The organism is Pseudomonas sp. GW821-FHT02H06 (assembly GCF_059421525.1).
Genome location: NZ_JBWKVD010000016.1, coordinates 44,250 through 65,254, shown reverse-complemented (window position 1 = coordinate 65,254; position 21,005 = coordinate 44,250). Strand labels below are relative to the sequence as shown.

Annotated in this window: 18 protein-coding genes, 3 tRNA genes and 1 riboswitch; of the genes, 20 read left to right on the top strand and 1 reads right to left on the bottom strand. The window is 61.4% G+C overall.

What is annotated here, in order from left to right; all coding sequences use genetic code 11:
• The first annotated feature begins 414 nt into the window (after positions 1-414).
• From AC07VF_RS21705 to astE, 13 genes are all read left to right on the top strand, one after another.
• Positions 415-1,191: an ABC transporter substrate-binding protein gene (locus AC07VF_RS21705; RefSeq protein WP_282373504.1), complete on the top strand. Its 777-nt coding sequence runs from the start codon at positions 415-417 to the stop codon at positions 1,189-1,191.
• 91 nt (positions 1,192-1,282) lie between these two features.
• Positions 1,283-1,972, top strand: a complete 690-nt coding sequence (locus tag AC07VF_RS21700) for an ABC transporter permease (protein ID WP_065986205.1) — start codon at positions 1,283-1,285, stop codon at positions 1,970-1,972.
• Positions 1,969-2,667, top strand: coding sequence for an ABC transporter permease (locus AC07VF_RS21695; protein ID WP_495010000.1), 699 nt, complete (start codon positions 1,969-1,971; stop codon positions 2,665-2,667). Before AC07VF_RS21700 ends, AC07VF_RS21695 begins: the two co-directional genes overlap by 4 nt.
• Position 2,668: 1 nt before the next feature.
• Positions 2,669-3,781 (top strand): succinylglutamate desuccinylase/aspartoacylase family protein, encoded by a 1,113-nt coding sequence (locus AC07VF_RS21690; protein WP_282373507.1) that lies wholly within the window; start codon positions 2,669-2,671, stop codon positions 3,779-3,781.
• A gap of 21 nt (positions 3,782-3,802) precedes the next feature.
• Entirely contained in the window at positions 3,803-4,567 is a 765-nt protein-coding gene (locus AC07VF_RS21685) for an ABC transporter ATP-binding protein (protein WP_192170999.1), read from the top strand.
• A 148-nt stretch (positions 4,568-4,715) separates the two neighbouring features.
• Positions 4,716-5,699, top strand: coding sequence for a transcriptional regulator ArgR (gene argR, locus AC07VF_RS21680; RefSeq protein ID WP_192171000.1), 984 nt, complete (start codon positions 4,716-4,718; stop codon positions 5,697-5,699).
• Positions 5,700-5,923: 224 nt separating this feature from the next.
• Entirely contained in the window at positions 5,924-7,144 is a 1,221-nt protein-coding gene (locus AC07VF_RS21675; protein ID WP_346625430.1) for an aspartate aminotransferase family protein, read from the top strand.
• 193 nt (positions 7,145-7,337) lie between these two features.
• On the top strand, positions 7,338-8,369 hold the full coding sequence (aruF, locus tag AC07VF_RS21670; protein ID WP_192171002.1) for an arginine/ornithine succinyltransferase subunit alpha: 1,032 nt from the start codon (positions 7,338-7,340) through the stop codon (positions 8,367-8,369).
• Between the two features lie 121 nt (positions 8,370-8,490).
• Positions 8,491-9,516, top strand: a complete 1,026-nt coding sequence (astA, locus tag AC07VF_RS21665; RefSeq protein ID WP_282372439.1) for an arginine N-succinyltransferase — start codon at positions 8,491-8,493, stop codon at positions 9,514-9,516.
• The gene (gene astD / locus AC07VF_RS21660; RefSeq protein ID WP_495010001.1) at positions 9,513-10,982 is read left to right on the top strand and encodes a succinylglutamate-semialdehyde dehydrogenase; all 1,470 of its coding nucleotides are present in this window, start codon (positions 9,513-9,515) and stop codon (positions 10,980-10,982) included. Before astA ends, astD begins: the two co-directional genes overlap by 4 nt.
• Positions 10,983-11,052: 70 nt before the next feature.
• Entirely contained in the window at positions 11,053-12,399 is a 1,347-nt protein-coding gene (gene astB / locus AC07VF_RS21655) for an N-succinylarginine dihydrolase (RefSeq protein WP_495010002.1), read from the top strand.
• A 76-nt stretch (positions 12,400-12,475) separates the two neighbouring features.
• Positions 12,476-12,769, top strand: coding sequence for a topoisomerase II (locus tag AC07VF_RS21650; protein WP_065986195.1), 294 nt, complete (start codon positions 12,476-12,478; stop codon positions 12,767-12,769).
• Positions 12,770-12,789: 20 nt separating this feature from the next.
• A complete protein-coding gene (gene astE, locus AC07VF_RS21645) occupies positions 12,790-13,797 on the top strand; it encodes a succinylglutamate desuccinylase (protein WP_495010003.1) in 1,008 nt (335 codons plus the stop codon).
• A gap of 235 nt (positions 13,798-14,032) precedes the next feature.
• Here the strand turns inward: astE and AC07VF_RS21640 are convergent, their stop codons facing one another.
• A complete protein-coding gene (locus AC07VF_RS21640; RefSeq protein ID WP_192171006.1) occupies positions 14,033-14,527 on the bottom strand; it encodes a 6,7-dimethyl-8-ribityllumazine synthase in 495 nt (164 codons plus the stop codon).
• 127 nt (positions 14,528-14,654) lie between these two features.
• Positions 14,655-14,813: riboswitch (FMN riboswitch) on the bottom strand.
• Between the two features lie 183 nt (positions 14,814-14,996).
• On the opposite strand from AC07VF_RS21640, the gene ltaE reads away from it, so the two are divergent.
• From ltaE to AC07VF_RS21605, 7 genes are all read left to right on the top strand, one after another.
• Positions 14,997-16,001: a low-specificity L-threonine aldolase gene (gene ltaE / locus AC07VF_RS21635; protein WP_192171007.1), complete on the top strand. Its 1,005-nt coding sequence runs from the start codon at positions 14,997-14,999 to the stop codon at positions 15,999-16,001.
• A 142-nt stretch (positions 16,002-16,143) separates the two neighbouring features.
• A complete protein-coding gene (alaS, locus tag AC07VF_RS21630; RefSeq protein ID WP_495010004.1) occupies positions 16,144-18,762 on the top strand; it encodes an alanine--tRNA ligase in 2,619 nt (872 codons plus the stop codon).
• Positions 18,763-18,853: 91 nt separating this feature from the next.
• Entirely contained in the window at positions 18,854-20,086 is a 1,233-nt protein-coding gene (locus AC07VF_RS21625; protein ID WP_065986190.1) for an aspartate kinase, read from the top strand.
• A gap of 178 nt (positions 20,087-20,264) precedes the next feature.
• Positions 20,265-20,453, top strand: coding sequence for a carbon storage regulator CsrA (csrA, locus tag AC07VF_RS21620; protein ID WP_002554426.1), 189 nt, complete (start codon positions 20,265-20,267; stop codon positions 20,451-20,453).
• Between the two features lie 62 nt (positions 20,454-20,515).
• Positions 20,516-20,606 (top strand) — tRNA-Ser (locus AC07VF_RS21615).
• Between the two features lie 107 nt (positions 20,607-20,713).
• A tRNA-Arg gene (locus tag AC07VF_RS21610) sits at positions 20,714-20,790 on the top strand.
• Between the two features lie 139 nt (positions 20,791-20,929).
• A tRNA-Arg gene (locus AC07VF_RS21605) sits at positions 20,930-21,003 on the top strand.
• The last annotated feature ends 2 nt before the right edge of the window (positions 21,004-21,005 follow it).

Genomic DNA, 21,005 nt, shown 5'->3' with positions numbered 1-21,005 from the left:
TACCCCACACCCGCCCCGGTAACCTCCCGCCCCGCTGTGGGGCGTTTCCACCCGAAAACAAAGCATTTCATCGCCCCGAATCAACCCGCTCCCACGCTGGACTTGCCGGATCATAAGGCTTTGCCAATAATGGGCGCGTTATTTGCTTCGTTGATAGGTTTGCCAACTCTGGCACTTGCATAAAGCTTTTTGGATGTCAATTGGCCTGATCACGATTTCATGTGCTTCTGTAACTAGTTGTCGCATTGAAGAAATATCGACTTTCAGCCTGCCGCTAAAATGCCGACCACTCGCCGAAGGCTTGTCGGGTCCAGAGACCCGCCGGCACCTCGCGTCGCACTTTCTGATTCCTCCTGTTCATTGAGCGTCTCGCTCACTGCCATTTGTCGCGTTATACCGATGGAGTTCCAAGAAATGAAAAAGCTCATGCTGCTGGGTGCGCTGGCACTGACCGTATTGGCACAGCCCGTATTCGCCGATGAAAAGCCCATGAAGATCGGCATCGAAGCGGCATACCCTCCGTTTGCCTCCAAGGCGCCGGACGGCAGCATCGTCGGTTTCGACTACGACATCGGCAACGCCCTGTGCGAAGAGATGAAGGTCAAGTGCGTATGGGTCGAGCAGGAATTCGACGGCCTGATCCCGGCGCTGAAAGTGCGCAAGATCGACGCCATCCTGTCCTCGATGTCCATCACCGAAGACCGCAAGAAGTCCGTCGACTTCACCAACAAGTACTACAACACCCCGGCCCGTCTGGTCATGAAGCAGGGCACCGTCGTCAGCGACGCGCTGACCGAACTCAAGGGCAAGAACATCGGCGTGCAGCGTGGCTCGATCCACGAGCGTTTCGCCCGCGAAGTCCTGGCCCCGCTGGGTGCTGAAATCAAACCGTACAGCTCGCAGAACGAAGTCTATCTGGACATCGCCGCCGGTCGTCTCGATGGCACCGTGGCGGATGCCACCCTGCTGCAGGACGGCTTCCTGAATACCGAATCCGGCAAAGGCTACGCATTCGTCGGCCCGGCCTTCACCGACGTCAACTACTTCGGCGACGGCGTCGGCATTGCCGTGCGCAAGGGCGACAAGGCTGATCTGGACAAGCTCAACGCAGCCATCGCGGCCATTCGTGCCAACGGCAAATACAAAGCCATTCAAGACAAGTACTTCGACTTCGACATCTACGGCAAGTAACGTGGTTTGAAGCCGTCAATGGCGCAAGCAGCCGGTCACCGCACCGACTGATTGCGCCATTTTTCTATCCCGCGCTTGAGGGCCAAACAACATGTTGAAAGGTTACGGAGCCGTCATCCTCGACGGTGCATGGCTGACCTTGCAGCTCGCTCTGTGCTCCATGGCGCTGGCGATCGTGCTCGGCCTGATCGGCGTGGCATTGCGGCTGTCGCCGGTGCGCTGGCTGGCATGGCTGGGCGACCTGTACTCCACCGTGATCCGCGGCATTCCCGATCTGGTGCTGATTCTGCTGATTTTCTACGGCGGTCAGGACCTGCTCAACCGCATCGCGCCGCTGCTCGGTCACGACGACTACATCGACCTTAACCCGCTGGTGGCCGGTATCGGCACGCTGGGTTTCATCTTTGGCGCGTACCTGTCGGAAACCTTCCGCGGCGCGTTCATGGCCATCCCGAAAGGGCAGGCCGAAGCAGGCATGGCCTACGGCATGAGCAGTGGCCGGGTGTTCTTCCGCATTCTGGTGCCGCAGATGATTCGTCTGGCAATCCCCGGGTTCACCAATAACTGGCTGGTACTGACCAAGGCCACCGCGCTGATTTCCGTGGTCGGTCTGCAGGACATGATGTTCAAGGCCAAGCAGGCGGCCGATGCCACCCGCGAACCCTTCACTTTCTTCCTCGCAGTCGCGGCCATGTACCTGGTGATCACCAGCGTCTCGCTGCTCGTACTGCGCTACATCGAAAAACGTTACTCGGCCGGCGTGAGGGTGGCAGACCTATGATTTTCGATTACAACGTCGTCTGGGAAAGCCTGCCGCTGTACGTCGGCGGTCTGCTGATCACCCTCAAACTGCTCGCGCTGTCGCTGTTTTTTGGCCTGCTCGCTGCCCTGCCGCTGGGCCTGATGCGCGTGTCGAAAATCGCCTGGGTCAATCTGCTGGCGTGGAGCTACACCTACGTCATTCGCGGCACGCCGATGCTGGTGCAGCTGTTCCTCATCTACTACGGGCTGGCGCAATTCGAAGCGGTGCGTGAAAGCATCCTGTGGCCGTGGCTGTCGAGTGCGACCTTCTGCGCGTGCCTGGCCTTTGCCATCAACACCAGCGCTTACACCGCTGAAATCATTGCCGGCAGCCTGAAATCCACGCCGCCGGGCGAGATCGAAGCGGCGCGGGCAATCGGCATGTCAAAAGCCAAGATGTACCGCCGGATTTTGCTGCCATCGGCCCTGCGCCGGGCGCTGCCGCAGTACAGCAACGAAGTGATCATGATGCTGCAGACCACCAGTCTGGCCTCCATCGTCACGCTGATGGACATCACCGGTGCGGCGCGCGCGGTCAACGCGCAGTTCTACCTGCCGTTCGAGGCCTACATCACGGCGGGCGTTTTCTACCTCTGCCTGACGTTCATTCTGGTGAAACTGTTCAAGCTGGCCGAGCGCCGCTGGCTCAGTTACCTCGCCCCGAGGAAGCACTGATATGCAGCGCATCGATCACGATCTACCGTGGGGCAATCTCGGCACCCAGCGCACCCTGAGTGTGTTCCGTTTCGGTCAGGGCGAGCGCAAGGCCTACATTCAGGCCAGCCTGCACGCCGACGAGCTGCCGGGCATGCGCACCGCCTGGGAATTGAAGAAACGCCTGACCCAGCTGGAAGAACAGGGCCTGCTCAAGGGCGTCATCGAGCTGGTGCCGGTCGCCAATCCGATCGGTCTGGGCCAGTTGCTGCAGGGCAACCACCAGGGCCGTTTCGAGTACGGCAGCGGCAAGAACTTCAATCGCGATTTCACCGAGCTCAGCGAGCCGGTCGCCCAGGCGCTGGCAGGCAAGCTCGGTGACGACCCCCACGCCAACGTCAAACTGATCCGTCAGGCCATGGCCGACGTGCTCGAGCAATTGCCGCCGGCCGGCAGCGAACTGGCCGGGATGCAGCGCGTCTTGCTCAGTCATGCCTGCAACGCCGACGTGGTGCTGGACCTGCATTGCGACACCGACGCTTCGCTGCACATGTACGCCTTGCCGCAGCACTGGCCGCAGTGGCGTTCGCTGTCGGCGCATCTGGGGGTGACCGTCGCGCTGCTGGCCGAAGATTCCGGCGGCAGCTCGTTCGACGAAGCCTGTTCGCTGCCGTGGTTGCGCTTGTCCAAGCAGTTTCCGGACGCGCAGATACCGCTGGCCTGCCTGGCGACTACCCTCGAACTGGGCGGTCAGGCCAACACCGGCAAGGCCGAAGCTGAGGCCTACGCCGAAGGCATTCTGGCGTTTCTGGCCGAGCAGGGGCTGATCAGTGGCGAGTGGCCGCAACCTGGCCATGAAGCCTGCGAAGGCATGCCGTTCGAAGGCACCGAAATGATTTATGCGCCCCATCCCGGCGTGCTGACTTTCTTGCGTCCAGCGGGGGCCTGGGTCGAGCCCGGTGAACCGCTGTTCGACGTCATCGACCCGTTGACCGATCGCGCTACCACCGTCTGTGCCGGTACCGCCGGCGTGCTGTTCGCCATCGAAAAACTGCGTTACGCCCAGCCGGGTTTCTGGATGGCCAAAGTGGCCGGCCGCACACCGTTGCGCAGCGGCCGCCTGCTCAGTGACTGATTACTTGTGAGAACCGACATCATGAACAAACTGGAAGTCCAGGACCTGCACAAGTGCTACGGCAGTCACGAAGTGCTCAAAGGCGTTTCGCTGACCGCCAAGGCTGGCGATGTCATCAGCATCATCGGCTCCAGCGGCTCGGGCAAGAGTACGTTTCTGCGCTGCATCAACTTGCTGGAGCAGCCGAAATCCGGCCGCATTCTGCTCAACAACGAAGAGCTCAAGCTGGTCTCCAACAAGGACGGCGGCCTGAAGGCGGCTGACCCGAAACAGCTGCAGCGCATGCGTTCGCGCCTGTCGATGGTGTTTCAGCACTTCAACCTGTGGTCGCACATGACTGCGATGGAAAACATCATCGAAGCGCCCGTGCACGTCCTGGGCGTGCCGAAGAAAGAAGCGCTGGAAAAGGCCGAACATTATCTGAACAAGGTCGGCGTCTATCACCGCAAGGATGCTTACCCGGGGCATATGTCCGGCGGCGAGCAGCAGCGCGTGGCGATTGCCCGGGCGCTGGCAGTGGAGCCGGAAGTCATGCTGTTCGACGAACCGACGTCCGCCCTGGACCCCGAGCTGGTCGGTGATGTGCTGAAAGTCATGCAGGCGCTGGCCCAGGAAGGCCGGACCATGGTGGTGGTCACTCACGAAATGGGCTTCGCCCGTGAAGTGTCGAATCAGCTGATCTTCCTGCACAAGGGCCTGGTCGAAGAAAGCGGCAACCCCCGTGAAGTGCTGGTCAATCCGAAATCCGAGCGTTTGCAGCAGTTCCTGTCAGGCAGTTTGAAGTAACCCGCCCCCACGTGAGAGCGGTGCGTTTTGCTTCAGAACGGTTCATGCTGCGCGTCATTCAGGCCGCAGCCATTGACTGAAGGTTACAGAATCCCATCGCATGCCAGGCGTGCGACCCCTTTTAGCGACACGTTTCGGATTGCACGCCATGACTGCCCATCGAATCGGATTTCTCATCTGGCCCGGCACCAAAGCCTTGACCCTGGCGCTGGCGGAGGAAGCCCTGCGTGTTGCTCAGCGCGTTCACCCCGAAGTGGTGTACGAACTGTCGTTTCTGCAGGCCGAACCGCCGATTGATGGCAGCGGTTGGCAATTGCCGGGCGAGCCGTGGGTCGGTCGTCTGGAAGGGTTTCAGAAGCTGTTTCTGCTGGCCGACGAGCCACCGGCGCCGATGTCTTCGGCCCTCGGCGGCGCGCTCAAGCAACTGGTCCGCGCCGGTTGCGTGATCGGTGGGTTGTCGGCGGGTGTGTATCCGCTGGCGCAATTGGGTTTGCTCGACGGGTACCGTGCGGCGGTGCACTGGCGCTGGCAGGACGATTTCGCCGAGCGCTTCCCCAAGGTCATCGCCACCAGCCATTTGTTCGACTGGGATCGCGATCGCCTGACGGCCTGCGGCGGGATGTCGGTGCTGGATCTGTTGCTGGCGGTGCTGGCCCGTGACCACGGCGCCGAACTGGCCGGCGCGGTGTCGGAAGAACTGGTGGTGGAGCGCATCCGCGAAGGCGGCGAGCGTCAACGGATTCCACTGCAGAACCGTTTGGGTTCCAGTCACCCGAAGCTGACCCAGGCGGTGCTGTTAATGGAAGCCAACATCGAAGAGCCGCTGACCACCGACGAAATCGCCCAGCACGTGTGCGTGTCGCGGCGTCAGCTGGAGCGCATCTTCAAGCAGTACCTCAATCGGGTGCCGAGCCAGTATTACCTCGAACTGCGCCTGAACAAGGCGCGGCAGATGCTGATGCAGACGAGCAAATCGATCATTCAGATCGGCCTGTCCTGCGGTTTCTCTTCGGGGCCGCATTTCTCCAGCGCCTACCGTAACTTCTTCGGCGCCACCCCTCGCGAAGACCGCAATCAGCGTCGCAGCAGCAGCCCGTTCGAATTGTCATCGGTGCCCGCCGAGCGCGGTTGAAAATCCAGGCGGGTCGCCCTGAAGTCAACAGTGCCCCAACCGCACGCCAGTGTTTAAACTGCGCCTTTGTGACGCAATTTGTCGCATTGCCGAAAACCCCGTAAAAAGCCGGTTTGGCGCTATAAGAAGTTGTCGCTTGGCGGCAAGGCCCGGCCCGAATCAGTCCTTACAATCCTTCCATCGCTCGCCAGTTCCAGGCAGGCGTTCCTCTTCAGGAGACTCCGATGTCCGTTGAGCAAGTACCGGTGCAACGTGCCGATTTCGACCAGGTGATGGTCCCCAACTATGCCCCGGCAGCCTTCATCCCCGTGCGCGGTCAGGGTTCTCGCGTCTGGGATCAGTCGGGTCGCGAACTGGTTGATTTCTCCGGCGGCATCGCGGTCAACGTGCTGGGCCATGCGCACCCTGCGCTGGTCGGCGCGCTGTCCGAGCAGGCCAACAAGTTGTGGCATGTCTCCAACGTCTTCACCAACGAACCGGCGCTGCGTTTTGCCAAGAAGCTGGTTGACGCCACCTTCGCCGACCGCGTGTTCTTCTGTAACTCCGGCGCCGAAGCCAACGAAGCCGCGTTCAAACTGGCCCGTCGCGTGGCCCACGATCTGTACGGCCCGGACAAGTACGAAATCGTCGCGGCCCTGAACAGCTTCCACGGCCGCACCCTGTTCACCGTGAGCGTCGGCGGTCAGCCGAAATACTCCGACGGCTTCGGCCCGAAAATCACCGGCATCACCCACGTCCCCTTCAATGACCTGGACGCGCTGAAAGCCGCCGTCTCGGACAAGACCTGCGCGGTGGTGCTCGAGCCGATCCAGGGTGAGGGCGGCGTATTGCCGGCCGAACTTGAATACCTGCAAGGCGCGCGCAAATTGTGCGACGAGCACAACGCGCTGCTGGTCTTCGACGAAGTCCAGAGCGGCATGGGCCGCAGCGGTCACCTGTTTGCGTACATGCATTACGGCGTGACGCCGGACATTCTCTCCAGCGCGAAAAGCATCGGCGGCGGCTTCCCGATGGCGGCCATGCTGACCACTGAAAAACTTGCCAAGCACCTGGCTGTTGGCGTTCACGGCACCACCTACGGCGGCAACCCGCTGGCGTGCGCGGTGGGCGAGGCAGTCATTGACGTGGTCAACACCCCGCAAGTGCTGGCGGGGGTGAAGGCCAAGCACGAACTGTTCAAGGCCCGTCTGGAGAAGATCGGTCAGCAATACGGCGTGTTCAGCCAGGTGCGTGGCATGGGCCTGCTGATCGGCTGCGTGTTGACCGACGCCTGGAAAGGCAAGGCCAAAGACTTCTTCAACGCCGCCGAGCAGGAAGGCGTGATGGTGCTTCAGGCCGGTCCCGACGTGGTGCGTTTCGCGCCGAGCCTGGTGGTCGAAGACGCCGACATCGAAGAAGGCCTGAACCGCTTCGAACGTGCGGTTGCCAAGCTGGCCGGGGTGTAAAGCCCTTCGCTAATGGACGCATAACCTCTGTAGGAGTGAGCTTGCTCGCGATAACGGTGTGTCAGCGAAACGCTTGGATCAGACACGCCGCATTCGCGAGCAAGCTCGCTCCCACAAGGTTGAGCGCCGCTTCAGCTTTTGTTTTTTCCTGTGCCGGATGACCGGCCCGATTTTTTTCTCAAGGAGTGACACCATGCTGGTGATGCGCCCCGCGCAAATGGCGGATCTGAGCGAGGTTCAACGACTCGCGGCAGACAGCCCGATTGGTGTCACGTCCCTGCCGGATGACGCTGGACGTCTGAGTGACAAGATTGCCGCGTCCGAAGCCTCGTTCGCGGCGGAAGTCAGTTTCAACGGCGAAGAGACCTACTTCTTTGTCCTCGAAGACACCGAGTCCGGTCGTTTGGTGGGCTGCTCCGGGATCGTCGCCTCGGCGGGTTATTCCGAGCCGTTCTACAGCTTTCGCAACGAAACCTTCGTCCACGCCTCCCGTGAACTGAAGATCCACAACAAGATCCACGTGCTCTCGCAGTGCCACGACCTCACCGGCAACAGCCTGCTGACCAGCTTCTACGTGCTGCCTGAGCTGGTCGGCACGCTGTGGTCGGAACTCAATTCCCGTGGCCGTCTGCTATTCGTCGCCAGCCACCCGGAGCGCTTCGCCGATTCGGTGGTGACCGAGATCGTCGGTTACAGCGACGACCACGGCGACTCACCCTTCTGGGACGCCATCGGCCGCAACTTCTTCGACATCAACTACGCCGAAGCCGAGCGCCTGTGCGGGCTGAAAAGCCGGACCTTCCTCGCCGAGCTGATGCCCCATTACCCGATCTACGTGCCGCTGCTGCCCGATGAAGCGCAGGAAGCCATGGGCCAGGTTCATCCGCGTGCGCAGATCACCTTCGACATCCTGATGCGCGAAGGCTTCGAGACCGATCATTACATCGACATCTTCGACGGCGGGCCGACCCTGCACGCGCGGGTGTCCGGCATTCGCTCCATCGCCCAGAGCCGCGTCGTGCCGGTCAAGGTCGACACGGTCAGTACCGGTGATGCGGTGAAGGGCGGGCGGCCTTATCTGGTTTCCAACGGCCAGTTGCAGGACTACCGCGCCGTAATGCTGGAACTGGACTGGGTGCCAGGCAAGCCAGTGGCCCTGAGCCTGGCCGCGGCCGAAGCGCTGGGTGTCGGCGAAGGCGCCAGCGTGCGCATTGTCGCGGTCTGAAAGCCGGGCTCGATGGATGAGATGAGTTGACGGTGATGGGCGCTGCAGTCGCAGGCCGACGCCGTAAAGCAGGTTAGCGAGTTCGCCGGCGGTTGCAGAACCACCGGCATGAGGAGAAAGCATGATCGTTCGTCCCGTACGCAGCAGTGACCTTCCGGCGCTGATCGAGCTGGCGCGCAGCACCGGCGCAGGCCTGACCACCTTGCCGGCCAATGAAGAGCGTCTGGCGCACCGGGTCGGCTGGGCCGAGAAAACCTTCCGTGGCGAGGCCGGGCGGGGCGACGCTGACTACCTGTTCGTGCTCGAAGATGACGACGAGAAAGTCGTGGGCATTTCCGCCGTCGCGGGCGCCGTGGGGTTGCGCGAGCCCTGGTACAACTACCGGGTCGGCCTGACGGTCAGCGCTTCTCAAGAGCTGAATATCTATCGGGAGATCCCGACGCTGTTCCTGGCCAACGACCTCACCGGCAACTCCGAGCTGTGCTCGTTGTTCCTCCACGCCGACTACCGCAATGGCCTCAATGGCCGCTTGCTGTCCAAGGCGCGGATGCTGTTCATTGCCGAGTTTCCGGAGCTGTTCGGCACCAAGACCATCGCTGAAATGCGCGGCATCTCCGACGAACACGGCCATTCGCCGTTCTGGGAAAGCCTGGGCCGACACTTCTTCAAAATGGAATTCAGCCAGGCCGACTACCTCACCGGGGTCGGCAACCGCGCCTTCATCGCCGAGCTGATGCCGAAGTTTCCGCTGTACAGCTGCTTCCTCTCAGAGGCAGCGCGTGAGGTCATTGGCCGCGTACACGTCAGCACCGAACCGGCGCTGGCCATGCTCAAGGCCGAAGGTTTCAGCTATCAAGGTTACGTCGACATTTTCGACGCCGGCCCGGCCATCGAGTGCGAAACCAGCAAGATTCGCGCAGTCCGCGACAGCCAGGCGCTGGTGCTGGCCGTCGGCACACCGGGCGACGATGCGACGCCATTCCTTATCCACAACCGCAAGCGCGAAGACTGCCGCGTGACCGCTGCGCCTGCGCGCCTTGCCGCCGGCACGTTGGTGGTCGATCCACAGACGGCCAAGCGCTTGCGCCTCAGCGCCGGTGATCAAGTTCGCGCCGTGCAACTGTCGCCCGCTCGGGAGAGTATTTGATGAACACTTTGTACATTGCCGGTGCCTGGCAGGACGGGCAGGGCGACGCATTCGAGTCCCTGAACCCGGTGAGCCAGCAGGTGATCTGGTCGGGCCAAAGCGCGACGGCTGAACAGGTTGATGCGGCGGTCAGATCCGCCCGACAGGCGTTTCCGGCCTGGGCGACGCGCAGTCTGGACGAGCGCATTGCCGTGCTCGAAGCCTTCGCCGCTGCGCTGAAAAACCGCGCCGATGAAATCGCCCGTTGCATCGGTGAGGAAACCGGCAAGCCGCTGTGGGAATCGGCGACAGAAGTGACCAGCATGGCCAACAAGGTGGCGATTTCGATTCAGAGCTACCGCGAGCGGACCGGCGAGAAGAGCGGCCCGCTGGGCGACGCCACCGCCGTGCTGCGACACAAGCCCCACGGTGTGGTGGCGGTGTTCGGTCCTTACAACTTCCCGGGTCACCTGCCTAACGGGCACATCGTGCCAGCATTGCTGGCGGGCAACACTGTCGTGTTCAAGCCGAGCGAGCTGACCCCCAAAGTTGCCGAACTGACCGTGCAATGCTGGATCGAAGCCGGTCTGCCGGCGGGCGTTCTCAATCTGCTGCAAGGCGCGCGGGACACCGGCATCGCACTGGCGGGCCATTCAGGGATCGATGGGTTGTTCTTCACCGGTTCCAGCCGCACCGGCAATTCCCTGCATCAACAGTTCGCCGGTCGCCCGGACAAGATTCTTGCGCTGGAAATGGGCGGCAACAACCCGCTGGTGGTCGATCAGGTCGCGGACGTCGACGCCGCGGTGTACACCGTGATCCAGTCGGCCTTTATTTCCGCCGGCCAGCGCTGTACCTGCGCCCGCCGCCTGCTGGTGCCCCAGGGTGCCTGGGGCGATGCATTCCTGGCGCGGCTGGTTGAGGTGACGTCGACCATTCAGGTCGGCGCATTCGATCAACAGCCGGCGCCGTTCATGGGCTCGGTGATTTCCCTGGCCGCTGCGCAGGCACTGATCGATGCCCAGGAAGTAATGCTGGCCAATGGCGCGGTTGCATTGCTTGAAATGACCCAGCCTGCCGCGCAATCGGCGCTGCTGACGCCGGGCATCATCGACGTCAGTGACGTGGCAGATCGTGAGGATGAGGAACTGTTCGGCCCGCTATTGCAGGTGATTCGCTACGCTGATTTCGACGCAGCCATCGAAGAGGCCAATGCCACGCAGTACGGATTGGCGGCGGGGCTGTTGTCGGATTCCCAGGCGCGCTATCAGCAGTTCTGGCTGCAGAGCCGTGCAGGCATCGTCAACTGGAACAAGCAACTGACCGGCGCGGCGAGTACGGCACCGTTCGGCGGTGTCGGCGCCTCGGGCAACCATCGCGCCAGCGCCTACTACGCGGCGGATTATTGCGCGTATCCGGTGGCGTCGCTGGAGACCGAAACCCTGGCGCTGCCTGCCAGCCTGACGCCCGGCATCACCCTGAACTGACCGCGCTCCTTGATAGCGCAGCGCACGTCGAAGAATGTGCACATAAAAACAGATCCACGGAGCCTCACCGATGAAATCCTGTGAAGTCAACTTTGACGGTCTAGTGGGCCCGACCCACAACTACGGTGGGCTGTCCTACGGCAACGTCGCGTCCCAGAACAACTGCCAGCAATCCTCTAATCCGCGCGAGGCCGCTTTGCAGGGGCTGGCCAAGATGAAAGCGCTGATGGAGATGGGTTTTACCCAGGGCGTGCTGGCCCCCCAGGAACGTCCCGATGTGGCCGGTCTGCGCAAGCTGGGCTTCAGCGGCAGCGACGCACAGGTCATCGAGCGCGCCGCCAAAGAGTCGATGCCGCTGCTGGCCGCCAGCTGCTCGGCTTCGAGCATGTGGGTGGCCAACGCCGCCACGGTCAGCCCGAGCGCCGATACCTCCGATGGCCGCGTGCATTTCACCGCCGCCAACCTCAACTGCAAATACCACCGCAGCATCGAGCACCCGACCACCAGCCGCGTGCTCGGCGCAATGTTCGCCGATCAGCAGCATTTCGCCCACCACGCGGCGCTGCCTGCCGTTGCCCAGTTCGGCGACGAAGGCGCTGCCAACCACACGCGCTTCTGCCGCAGCTACGGGGACCCCGGCGTCGAGTTTTTCGTCTTCGGCCGCGCCGCGTTCGACAGCCGTTTCCCCGCGCCGCAGAAATACCCGGCCCGCCAGACCCTCGAAGCGTCCCAGGCCGTTGCGCGTCTGCACGGCCTGAGCGCCGAGGGCGTCGTTTTCGCTCAGCAGAACCCGGCCGTGATCGATCAGGGCGTGTTTCATAACGACGTGATCTCGGTGGGCAATGGCGAGGTCCTGTTTTATCACGAGGACGCATTCCTCAATACCGAGCCCATGCTCGCCGAGCTGCACAACAAACTCGGTCAACGTGGCGGTCGCTTCCAGGCCATTTGCGTGCCGCGCAGTGAAGTGGCCGTGGAAGACGCTGTGCGTTCGTACCTGTTCAACAGCCAGTTGCTGTCACGCGCCGACGGTTCGATGCTGCTGATCGTGCCGGAAGAATGCCGCAGCAACGAGCGCGTGTGGCATTACCTGCAGCGCCTGCTGGCAGACGACAGCCCGATCCGCGAGGTCAAGGTATTCGACCTCAAGCAGAGCATGCAGAACGGTGGCGGCCCGGCTTGCCTGCGTCTTCGCGTGGCCCTGAATGAAACCGAACTGGCGGCGGTCAATCCAGGCGTTATCATGACCGCGCCGCTGTACGACACGCTGACGCAGTGGGTCGACAAGCACTATCGCGACCGCATGAGCGACAGTGATCTGGCCGATCCCCAACTGCTGATTGAATGCCGTACGGCGCTGGACGAGTTGACGCAGCACCTGAAGCTGGGCGCGGTCTATCCTTTCCAGATCAATTGATGCACCCCATCCGTTACGCCTGCGCCCGAGCGGCGTCAGGCGGCGATGTTTTTGCTTTTACAGAGAGAGTTTTGCCATGACCGACGCGCTGCGTTTGATCCTCGAAGACACCGACGGCACTCAGCTGGAAACGTCCTGCACCCGTCTTGCCGTTATCTGGCAGGGCAAAGAAGTCTGGATTCAACAGGACGGCCGTGGCCAGTTGCTGATCGGCGTTGACGTCGAAGAAGGCGATGCCGAATACGCCAACCTGCTGCTGCGTCCACTGGCGACCAACCTGGTCAGCCTGCAGCTGGAAATGGAACCGGCTGACATGAGCGGCGACGACGAAGAAGGCCACGTGCACGGCCCAGACTGCACCCACGACTAAGCCTGCGCAGGAAGCTCCCCATGCTCGCCCTCGGCAAACTGCTTGAACTGACCCTCGCGGGTCGCGAACCTGCGGAAAAGACTCAGCTGACCGTCGACGGCGTTCGCATGCGCTGGCTCGCCGAGGGAGCGCTGGAAGTCCGGCCTCCCGAAGCGCGTGACAATGGCACCGACCTGCTGCTGTCCGCCGGCATCCACGGCAATGAAACCGCGCCCATCGAGCTGCTCGACGCGCTGATTCACGCCATCGCCCGGGGCGAACTCAAGCCTCGCGCACGTATTCTGTTCCTGTTCGGCAATCCCGAAGCGATGCGCAGCGGTGGGCGTTACGTCGAGCAGGACGTCAACCGGCTGTTCAATGGCCGTCATGAGCACAGCGGCGGCAGCGAAGCCTTGCGCGCCTGCGAACTCGAGCGTCTGGCCGCCAGCTTCTTCAATATTCCGGGCCGCTACCGCCTGCACTACGACCTGCACACGGCGATTCGCGGTTCGAAGATCGAGCAGTTCGCGCTGTACCCGTGGAAAGAAGGCCGCGCTCATTCCCGCCGCGAACTCGCACGGCTGCGCAGTGCCGGCATGGAAGCGGTGCTGCTGCAGAACAAGTCGTCGATCGTGTTCAGCGCCTACACCTACGACAAGCTCGACGCCGAAGCCTTCACCCTGGAATTGGGCAAGGCACGCCCGTTCGGGCAGAACCAGCAGGTCAATCTCGACAAGCTGAAGTCCTGCCTCGAACGCCTGATCACCGGCACCGAAGCCGATGAGCCTGGGGATCTGAACGGGTTGCAGCTGTTCAGCGTAGCCCGGGAGATCATCAAGCACAGCGACGCCTTCCGCCTGAACTTGCCAGCGGACATCGAGAACTTCACGGAGCTGGAAAAAGGCTACGTGCTGGCCGAAGACCTGGCCGACTCACGCTGGGTCATAGAAGAAGAGGGCGCCCGGATCATCTTCCCCAACCCGAACGTCAAGAACGGGCTGCGGGCGGGGATTCTGATCGTGCCAGCGACGGAAGAGACGTTGGCCTGAAGCGACCTGTTCAAACTGCCTTCGCAGAAGCATCTGCCGAACAATGGACTGTGGGAGCCGAGCTTGCTCGCGAAGGCGTCGGTACAGCCGCTAAGTGTCTAGCGACTGGAATGCCACCTTCGTGAGCAAGGTGGAGCGCCACCCCGGTCACTCCCACAGGTGCCGTGTTTCATGCGAGGCGGCGCGACGTCTGGACTACCGAATCTTCAGCAGATGGCATTCCAGACGCATCACATCAACCCGCCGCTTTCTGCCCCTCACTCACCCGACGCACTGCACGCAGCTTTGTCAGCGTGTCCGCGCAGGTCTTGGCCGCTTCCTGACCCTTGTGTACGAAGTGATCGAAGAAGAACTTCTGGTGCTCTTCACCGGCGTGGAAGTGGTGCGGGGTCAGCACGACCGAGAAGACTGGCACTTCGGTTTCCAACTGAACCTGCATCAGCGCGCTGATCACCGATTGCGCGACGAACTCGTGGCGATAGATGCCGCCGTCGACCACAAGACCTGCAGCCACGACACCGCCGTAGCGACCTGACTTGGCCAGCAACTTGGCGTGAAGCGGGATTTCGAACGCGCCGCCGACTTCAAAGAAATCGATGTCGGTCTCGGCGTAACCGTGTTGCGCCATCTCGGCGACAAAGCCCTTGCGCGCCTGATCGACGATTTCCTTGTGCCAGCAGGCTTGAATGAAAGCGATGCGCTCGTGAGCGTGAATGGCGGTAGGTTGCATATGTTCTGACTCCTGTTTGAATGAAAAAAACAGGGCGTTTTGGATCGAATGGGATGCCAGGGTACGTGCGAAACCGTCCGCGACGCCAAGCGCCTGGATTGGTCTCGAAACGATCCTGTTGTGCCAGTCCCGTTCTCTCTTCATCCGGACTATACCGTCGGCCCCGGGATCACACCGGGTCTGCTGACCTTGCATCGAGGGTAAGCTCGCTGCAAGCGCTCGCGGGCTAGACGCATTGCGCGCCATTACCGCCGGTGGGGAATCGCACCCCGCCCTGAGAACGTTGCCAACGGCGTTTTCCGTCGGCGTGCAGTTTGTAACATAGATTTCCGGGATTCGCTTGGAGCCTTTTTGATGGTTTTCATCAGCTTTTCTTATAAGGCGTCTTGGCATTCCAGTCCCAAGCCTTGATTATCGATGCCCCGGGCCTCAGAACTGAGGCTCGACCCTAATGAACGGGAGCTTCATCGTGGCGGTTATCGATCTGCGCAGTGACACCGTGACTCAACCCTCGGCCGGCATGCGCGACGCCATGGCCAGCGCACCCCTTGGCGATGACGTGTATGGCGAAGACCCGACGGTCAACCGGCTGGAATCGTGGCTGGCGGAGCGTCTCGGTTTTGCCGCCGCGCTGTTCGTGCCGACCGGCACCATGAGCAACCTGCTCGGCCTGATGGCTCACTGTGAGCGCGGCGACGAATACATCGTCGGCCAGCAGGCGCACACCTACAAATACGAAGGCGGCGGCGCGGCGGTGCTCGGCTCGATCCAGCCTCAACCCCTCGACAACCAGGCGGACGGATCGCTGGACCTGAATCAGGTCGCCGCCGCCATCAAGGCCGACGACTTTCATTTCGCCCGCACCCGCTTGCTGGCCCTGGAAAACACCATGCAGGGCAAGGTCTTGCCGATGGAATACCTCGCGGCGGCCCGGGCATTCACCCGGGAAAAAGGGCTGAATCTGCACCTCGACGGCGCTCGCCTGTACAACGCCTCCGTCAAACTGGGCGTGGACGCGCGTGAGATTGCCCGGCATTTCGATTCGGTTTCCGTGTGCTTGTCCAAAGGGCTCGGCGCGCCGGTCGGCTCAGTGCTGTGCGGCTCAAGTGAGTTCATCGCCAAGGCCCGGCGTCTGCGCAAGATGGTCGGCGGCGGCATGCGTCAGGCTGGCATCCTGGCAGCAGCGGGGTTGTACGCGCTGGAGCATCAGGTCGAGCGTCTGGCCGACGACCACGCCAATGCCACCGCCTTGGGCAAAGCGCTTGCGGACCTCGGTTTTGACGTAGAGCCGGTGCAGACCAACATGGTTTACGTACGGATCGGCGATCGCGCCCAGGCGCTCAACGCCCTGTGTGCCGAGCGCGGTATCGTGCTGAGTGCTGCGCCGCGGTTGCGCATGGTCACCCATCTGGATGTGACGGCTGCGCATCTGGACAAGGTCGTTGCGGCATTTGCCGAATTTGGCGTTCGCTGATCGGGTGATCAGCCCGATTGCCGGTTTCTATCGAATAACACGCTGTACCGAGCGTACAACGCCTATATAATGCGGCCCTTTGCCGTCGCTGCGTCGAACGACGCTATGCATGTGCCAGGCCGCAGTTTCCGTGGAAGAACCTATGAAAAGCGCAGAAATCCGTGAAGCCTTCCTTCGCTTCTTCGAAGAGCAAGGCCACACCCGAGTCGCCTCCAGCTCCCTGATCCCGGGCAACGACCCAACCCTGCTGTTCACCAACGCAGGCATGAACCAGTTCAAGGATTGCTTCCTCGGCCAGGAAAAACGGGCCTACACCCGCGCCGTGAGCAGCCAGAAGTGCGTGCGTGCCGGTGGCAAGCACAACGACCTGGAAAACGTCGGTTACACCGCGCGTCACCACACCTTCTTCGAGATGCTGGGCAACTTCAGCTTCGGCGACTACTTCAAGCGCGACGCAATCACCTACGCGTGGACCTTCCTGACCGGCGTGCTGAACCTGCCCAAGGAAAAACTCTGGGTCACGGTTTACGCCTCGGACGACGAAGCCTACGACATCTGGACCAAGGAAATCGGCGTGCCGGCCGAGCGCATGGTGCGCATCGGTGACAACAAGGGCGCGCCGTACGCCTCCGACAACTTCTGGACGATGGGCGACACCGGCCCGTGCGGCCCGTGCACCGAGATCTTCTACGACCACGGCGCCGACATCTGGGGTGGCCCGCCGGGTTCGCCGGAAGAAGACGGCGACCGCTACATCGAGATCTGGAACAACGTGTTCATGCAGTTCAACCGCACGGCCGACGGCGTTCTTCACCCGCTGCCAGCGCCATCGGTCGACACCGGCATGGGCCTCGAGCGCGTCAGCGCCGTCCTGCAACACGTCAATTCCAACTACGAAATCGACCTGTTCCAGAGCCTGCTCGCCGCTGCTGCAAAAGCCATCGGTTGCAGCAACGACAATCAGGCGTCCCTGAAAGTCGTCGCCGACCACATCCGTTCGTGCGGCTTCCTGATTGCCGACGGCGTGCTGCCGTCCAATGAAGGCCGTGGCTACGTGCTGCGCCGCATCATTCGTCGCGCTTGCCGTCACGGTAACAAGCTGGGCGCCAAGGGCAGCTTCTTCTACCAGATCGTCGCCGCACTCGTCGCCGAAATGGGCGAAGCCTTCCCTGAGCTGAAAAACCAGCAGGCGCACATCGAGCGCGTGCTCAAGGCCGAAGAAGAGCAGTTCGCCAAAACCCTGGAGCAGGGCTTGAAGATCCTCGAGCAGGATCTCGCCGAACTCAAGGGCACCATCGTCCCCGGCGATGTGGTGTTCAAGCTCTACGACACCTACGGTTTCCCGATGGACCTGACCGGCGACATCGCCCGCGAACGCAACCTGACCCTCGACGAGGCCGGTTTCGAACGTGAGATGGATGCCCAGCGTGAACGTGCGCGTTCCGCCAGTTCCTTCGGCATGGACTACAACAGCCTGGTCAAGGTTGACGTGGCCACGCAGTTCACCGGTTACAAAGCCACCGCAGGCGAGGCCAAGGTCGTCGCCCTGTACAAAGACGGCCTCGCGGTCGAGCAATTGAGTGAAGGCGAGGACGGCGTGGTCATCCTCGACCAGACCCCGTTCTACGCAGAGTCCGGCGGCCAGATTGGCGACAGCGGTTACCTGACCGCGGGCGATGCGCGCTTCGACGTGAGCGACACCACCAAGACCGGCGGCGCGTTCCTGCACCACGGTGTTCAAGTGTCGGGCAGCCTGAAAGTCGGCACCACCGTCAGCACCGAAGTGGCTGCCGAAGTGCGCCAGGCCACGTCGTTGAACCACTCCGCCACGCACTTGCTGCACGCGGCGTTGCGCCAGGTGTTGGGCGATCACGTTCAGCAGAAAGGCTCGCTGGTCGACAGTCAGCGCCTGCGTTTCGACTTCAGCCACTTCGAAGCCATCAAGCCCGAGCAGATCAAGGCGCTTGAAGACATCGTCAACGCCGAAGTCCGCAAGAATACGGCCGTCGAGACTGAAGAAACCGACATCGAGACCGCCAAGAAGAAAGGCGCCATGGCGTTGTTCGGCGAGAAGTATGGCGACAACGTCCGCGTGCTGAGCATGGGCGGCGGTTTCTCGGTCGAGCTGTGCGGTGGCATTCACGCCAACCGTACCGGCGACATCGCGCTGTTCAAGATCATCAGCGAAAGCGGTGTGGCCGCAGGCGTGCGCCGTATCGAAGCGGTCACCGGCCCCGTGGCGCTGGAGTACTTGAACGCGGCTGAAGAACAACTGAAGGAAGCCGCGAACCTGGTCAAAGGCAATCGCGACAACGTTCTGGACAAACTGTCGGCGGTGCTGGAACGCAATCGTCTGCTGGAAAAACAACTGGAACAACTGCAGGCCAAGGCGGCCAGTGCTGCGGGCGACGATCTGTCGGGCTCGGCAGTGGACGTCAAAGGCGTCAAGGTTCTTGCTGCCCGTCTCGACGGTCAGGATGGCAAGGCGCTGCTGGCCCTGGTTGACCAATTGAAGAACAAGCTCGGTCGCGCAGTGATCCTGCTCGGCGGGGTGCATGAAGACAAGGTCGTGCTGGTGGCAGGCGTCACCAAAGACCTGACTGGCCAACTCAAAGCCGGTGATTTGATGAAGCAAGCGGCTGCCGCTGTAGGCGGTAAAGGCGGCGGTCGTCCTGACATGGCGCAAGGCGGCGGTGTTGATGCTGCCGGACTCGAAGCAGCGCTGGCACTGGCTGTTCCGTTCGCCGAACAAGGTATTTAAGTCGACCCACCCCGGGGCCCGTCGTTCGGGTCCCGGCGCTTCGCGGTTTGAATGATAACGGGCGCCCTTCATGGGCTGAGGCGGCTTTGAGATGGCTTTAATCGTACAAAAGTTTGGCGGCACCTCGGTGGGCTCGGTAGAGCGCATCGAACAGGTGGCCGACAAGGTCAAGAAATTCCGTGATGCGGGCGATGATCTGGTGGTCGTGCTTTCGGCCATGAGCGGCGAAACCAATCGCCTGATCGAACTGGCCCGGCAAATCAGCGACCAACCGGTGCCACGCGAGCTGGACGTCATCGTTTCCACCGGCGAGCAGGTCACTATTGCACTGCTGGCCATGGCGCTGATCAAGCGCGGCGTTCCGGCTGTGTCGTATACCGGCAATCAGGTTCGCATCCTCACCGACAGCGCCCATAACAAGGCGCGGATTCTGCAGATCGATGATCAGAAGATTCGCGCTGACCTGAAGGCCGGTCGTGTGGTGGTGGTCGCCGGTTTCCAGGGTGTCGATGAAGACGGCAACATCACGACCCTGGGTCGTGGCGGTTCCGACACCACCGGCGTGGCGCTGGCTGCGGCATTGAAAGCCGATGAATGCCAGATCTACACCGACGTCGATGGCGTCTATACGACTGACCCGCGTGTTGTGTCGCAGGCCCAGCGGCTGGACAAGATCACCTTCGAAGAAATGCTGGAGATGGCGAGCCTCGGTTCAAAGGTCCTGCAGATCCGCGCGGTCGAATTCGCCGGCAAGTACAACGTCCCGCTGCGCGTACTGCACAGCTTCAAGGAGGGTCCAGGCACCCTCATTACCATTGATGAAGAGGAATCCATGGAACAGCCGATCATTTCGGGCATCGCCTTCAACCGCGACGAAGCCAAGCTGACCATCCGTGGCGTGCCAGACACCCCGGGCGTTGCGTTCAAGATTCTCGGCCCGATCAGCGGCGCGAACATCGAAGTCGACATGATCGTGCAGAACGTTTCGCACGATAACACCACCGATTTCACCTTCACCGTTCACCGCAATGATTACCAGGCCGCGCTGCAGGTTCTGCAGAACACCGCCAACGAAATCGGCGCTCGCGAAGTCATTGGCGACACCAAGATCGCCAAGGTTTCCATCGTCGGTGTCGGCATGCGTTCCCATGCCGGGGTTGCCAGCCGCATGTTCGAAGCGCTGGCCAAGGAGAGCATCAACATTCAGATGATCTCGACGTCCGAAATCAAGGTCTCGGTGGTGATCGAGGAGAAGTACCTGGAGTTGGCCGTGCGCGCGCTGCACACCGCCTTCGAACTCGACGCACCGCGTCAGGGCGAGTAAGCCTTCGGCAGAGGGCGCGGTTTCGGCTGCGCCTTCTGCGAGTGGATGTGCGCAAGTCGCTATTCTTTTTCCGGCGCTGGTCGATACTGAGGCATGGACCTGCGGCCTCTGGCTCGGGATCATGCCGTTTGTCTGTGCAGACTGTAATCCCTTGAATGTAAGCCGTAAGGAGATAGGTATGCTGATTCTGACTCGCCGGTGCGCGGAAAGTCTGATCATTGGTGATGGTGAAATCACCGTGACCGTGCTCGGCGTAAAAGGCAATCAGGTGCGCATTGGGGTCAACGCGCCCAAGGAAGTGGCTGTTCACCGCGAAGAGATTTACCTGCGTATAAAGAAAGAGAAGGACGAAGAACCAAGCCATTAATTTTTATTGAATTTTTGGTTTGCAAACGGGGAAAAGGGTGGTTATTATACGCCCCGTGTTGCGGAGAGCTGGCCGAGTGGCCGAAGGCGCTCCCCTGCTAAGGGAGTACACCTCAAAAGGGTGTCGGGGGTTCGAATCCCCCGTTCTCCGCCATTATTTGCGTAGTACGTTGTAATCTGGCTTGATCGGTAAGTTGTTGAATTTACTAGAAAAAGTGCTTGACCAAGAGATTTGACGGCCTATAATGCGCGGCAACAAATGCACTCGTAGCTCAGCTGGATAGAGTACTCGGCTACGAACCGAGCGGTCACAGGTTCGAATCCTGTCGAGTGCACCATTTAAGCGTTGTTTGTAGTGATATGAATAACAGTCTTAAGTTAGAAAGAGCCTGGCTTCAACAGGTCTTCGGAAGCACCACTCACTTCCAGAAGTAAAATGCGATGCCCAGAGGTGAACTGGTTTAAAAAGCGCCATCTGCACTCGTAGCTCAGCTGGATAGAGTACTCGGCTACGAACCGAGCGGTCACAGGTTCGAATCCTGTCGAGTGCACC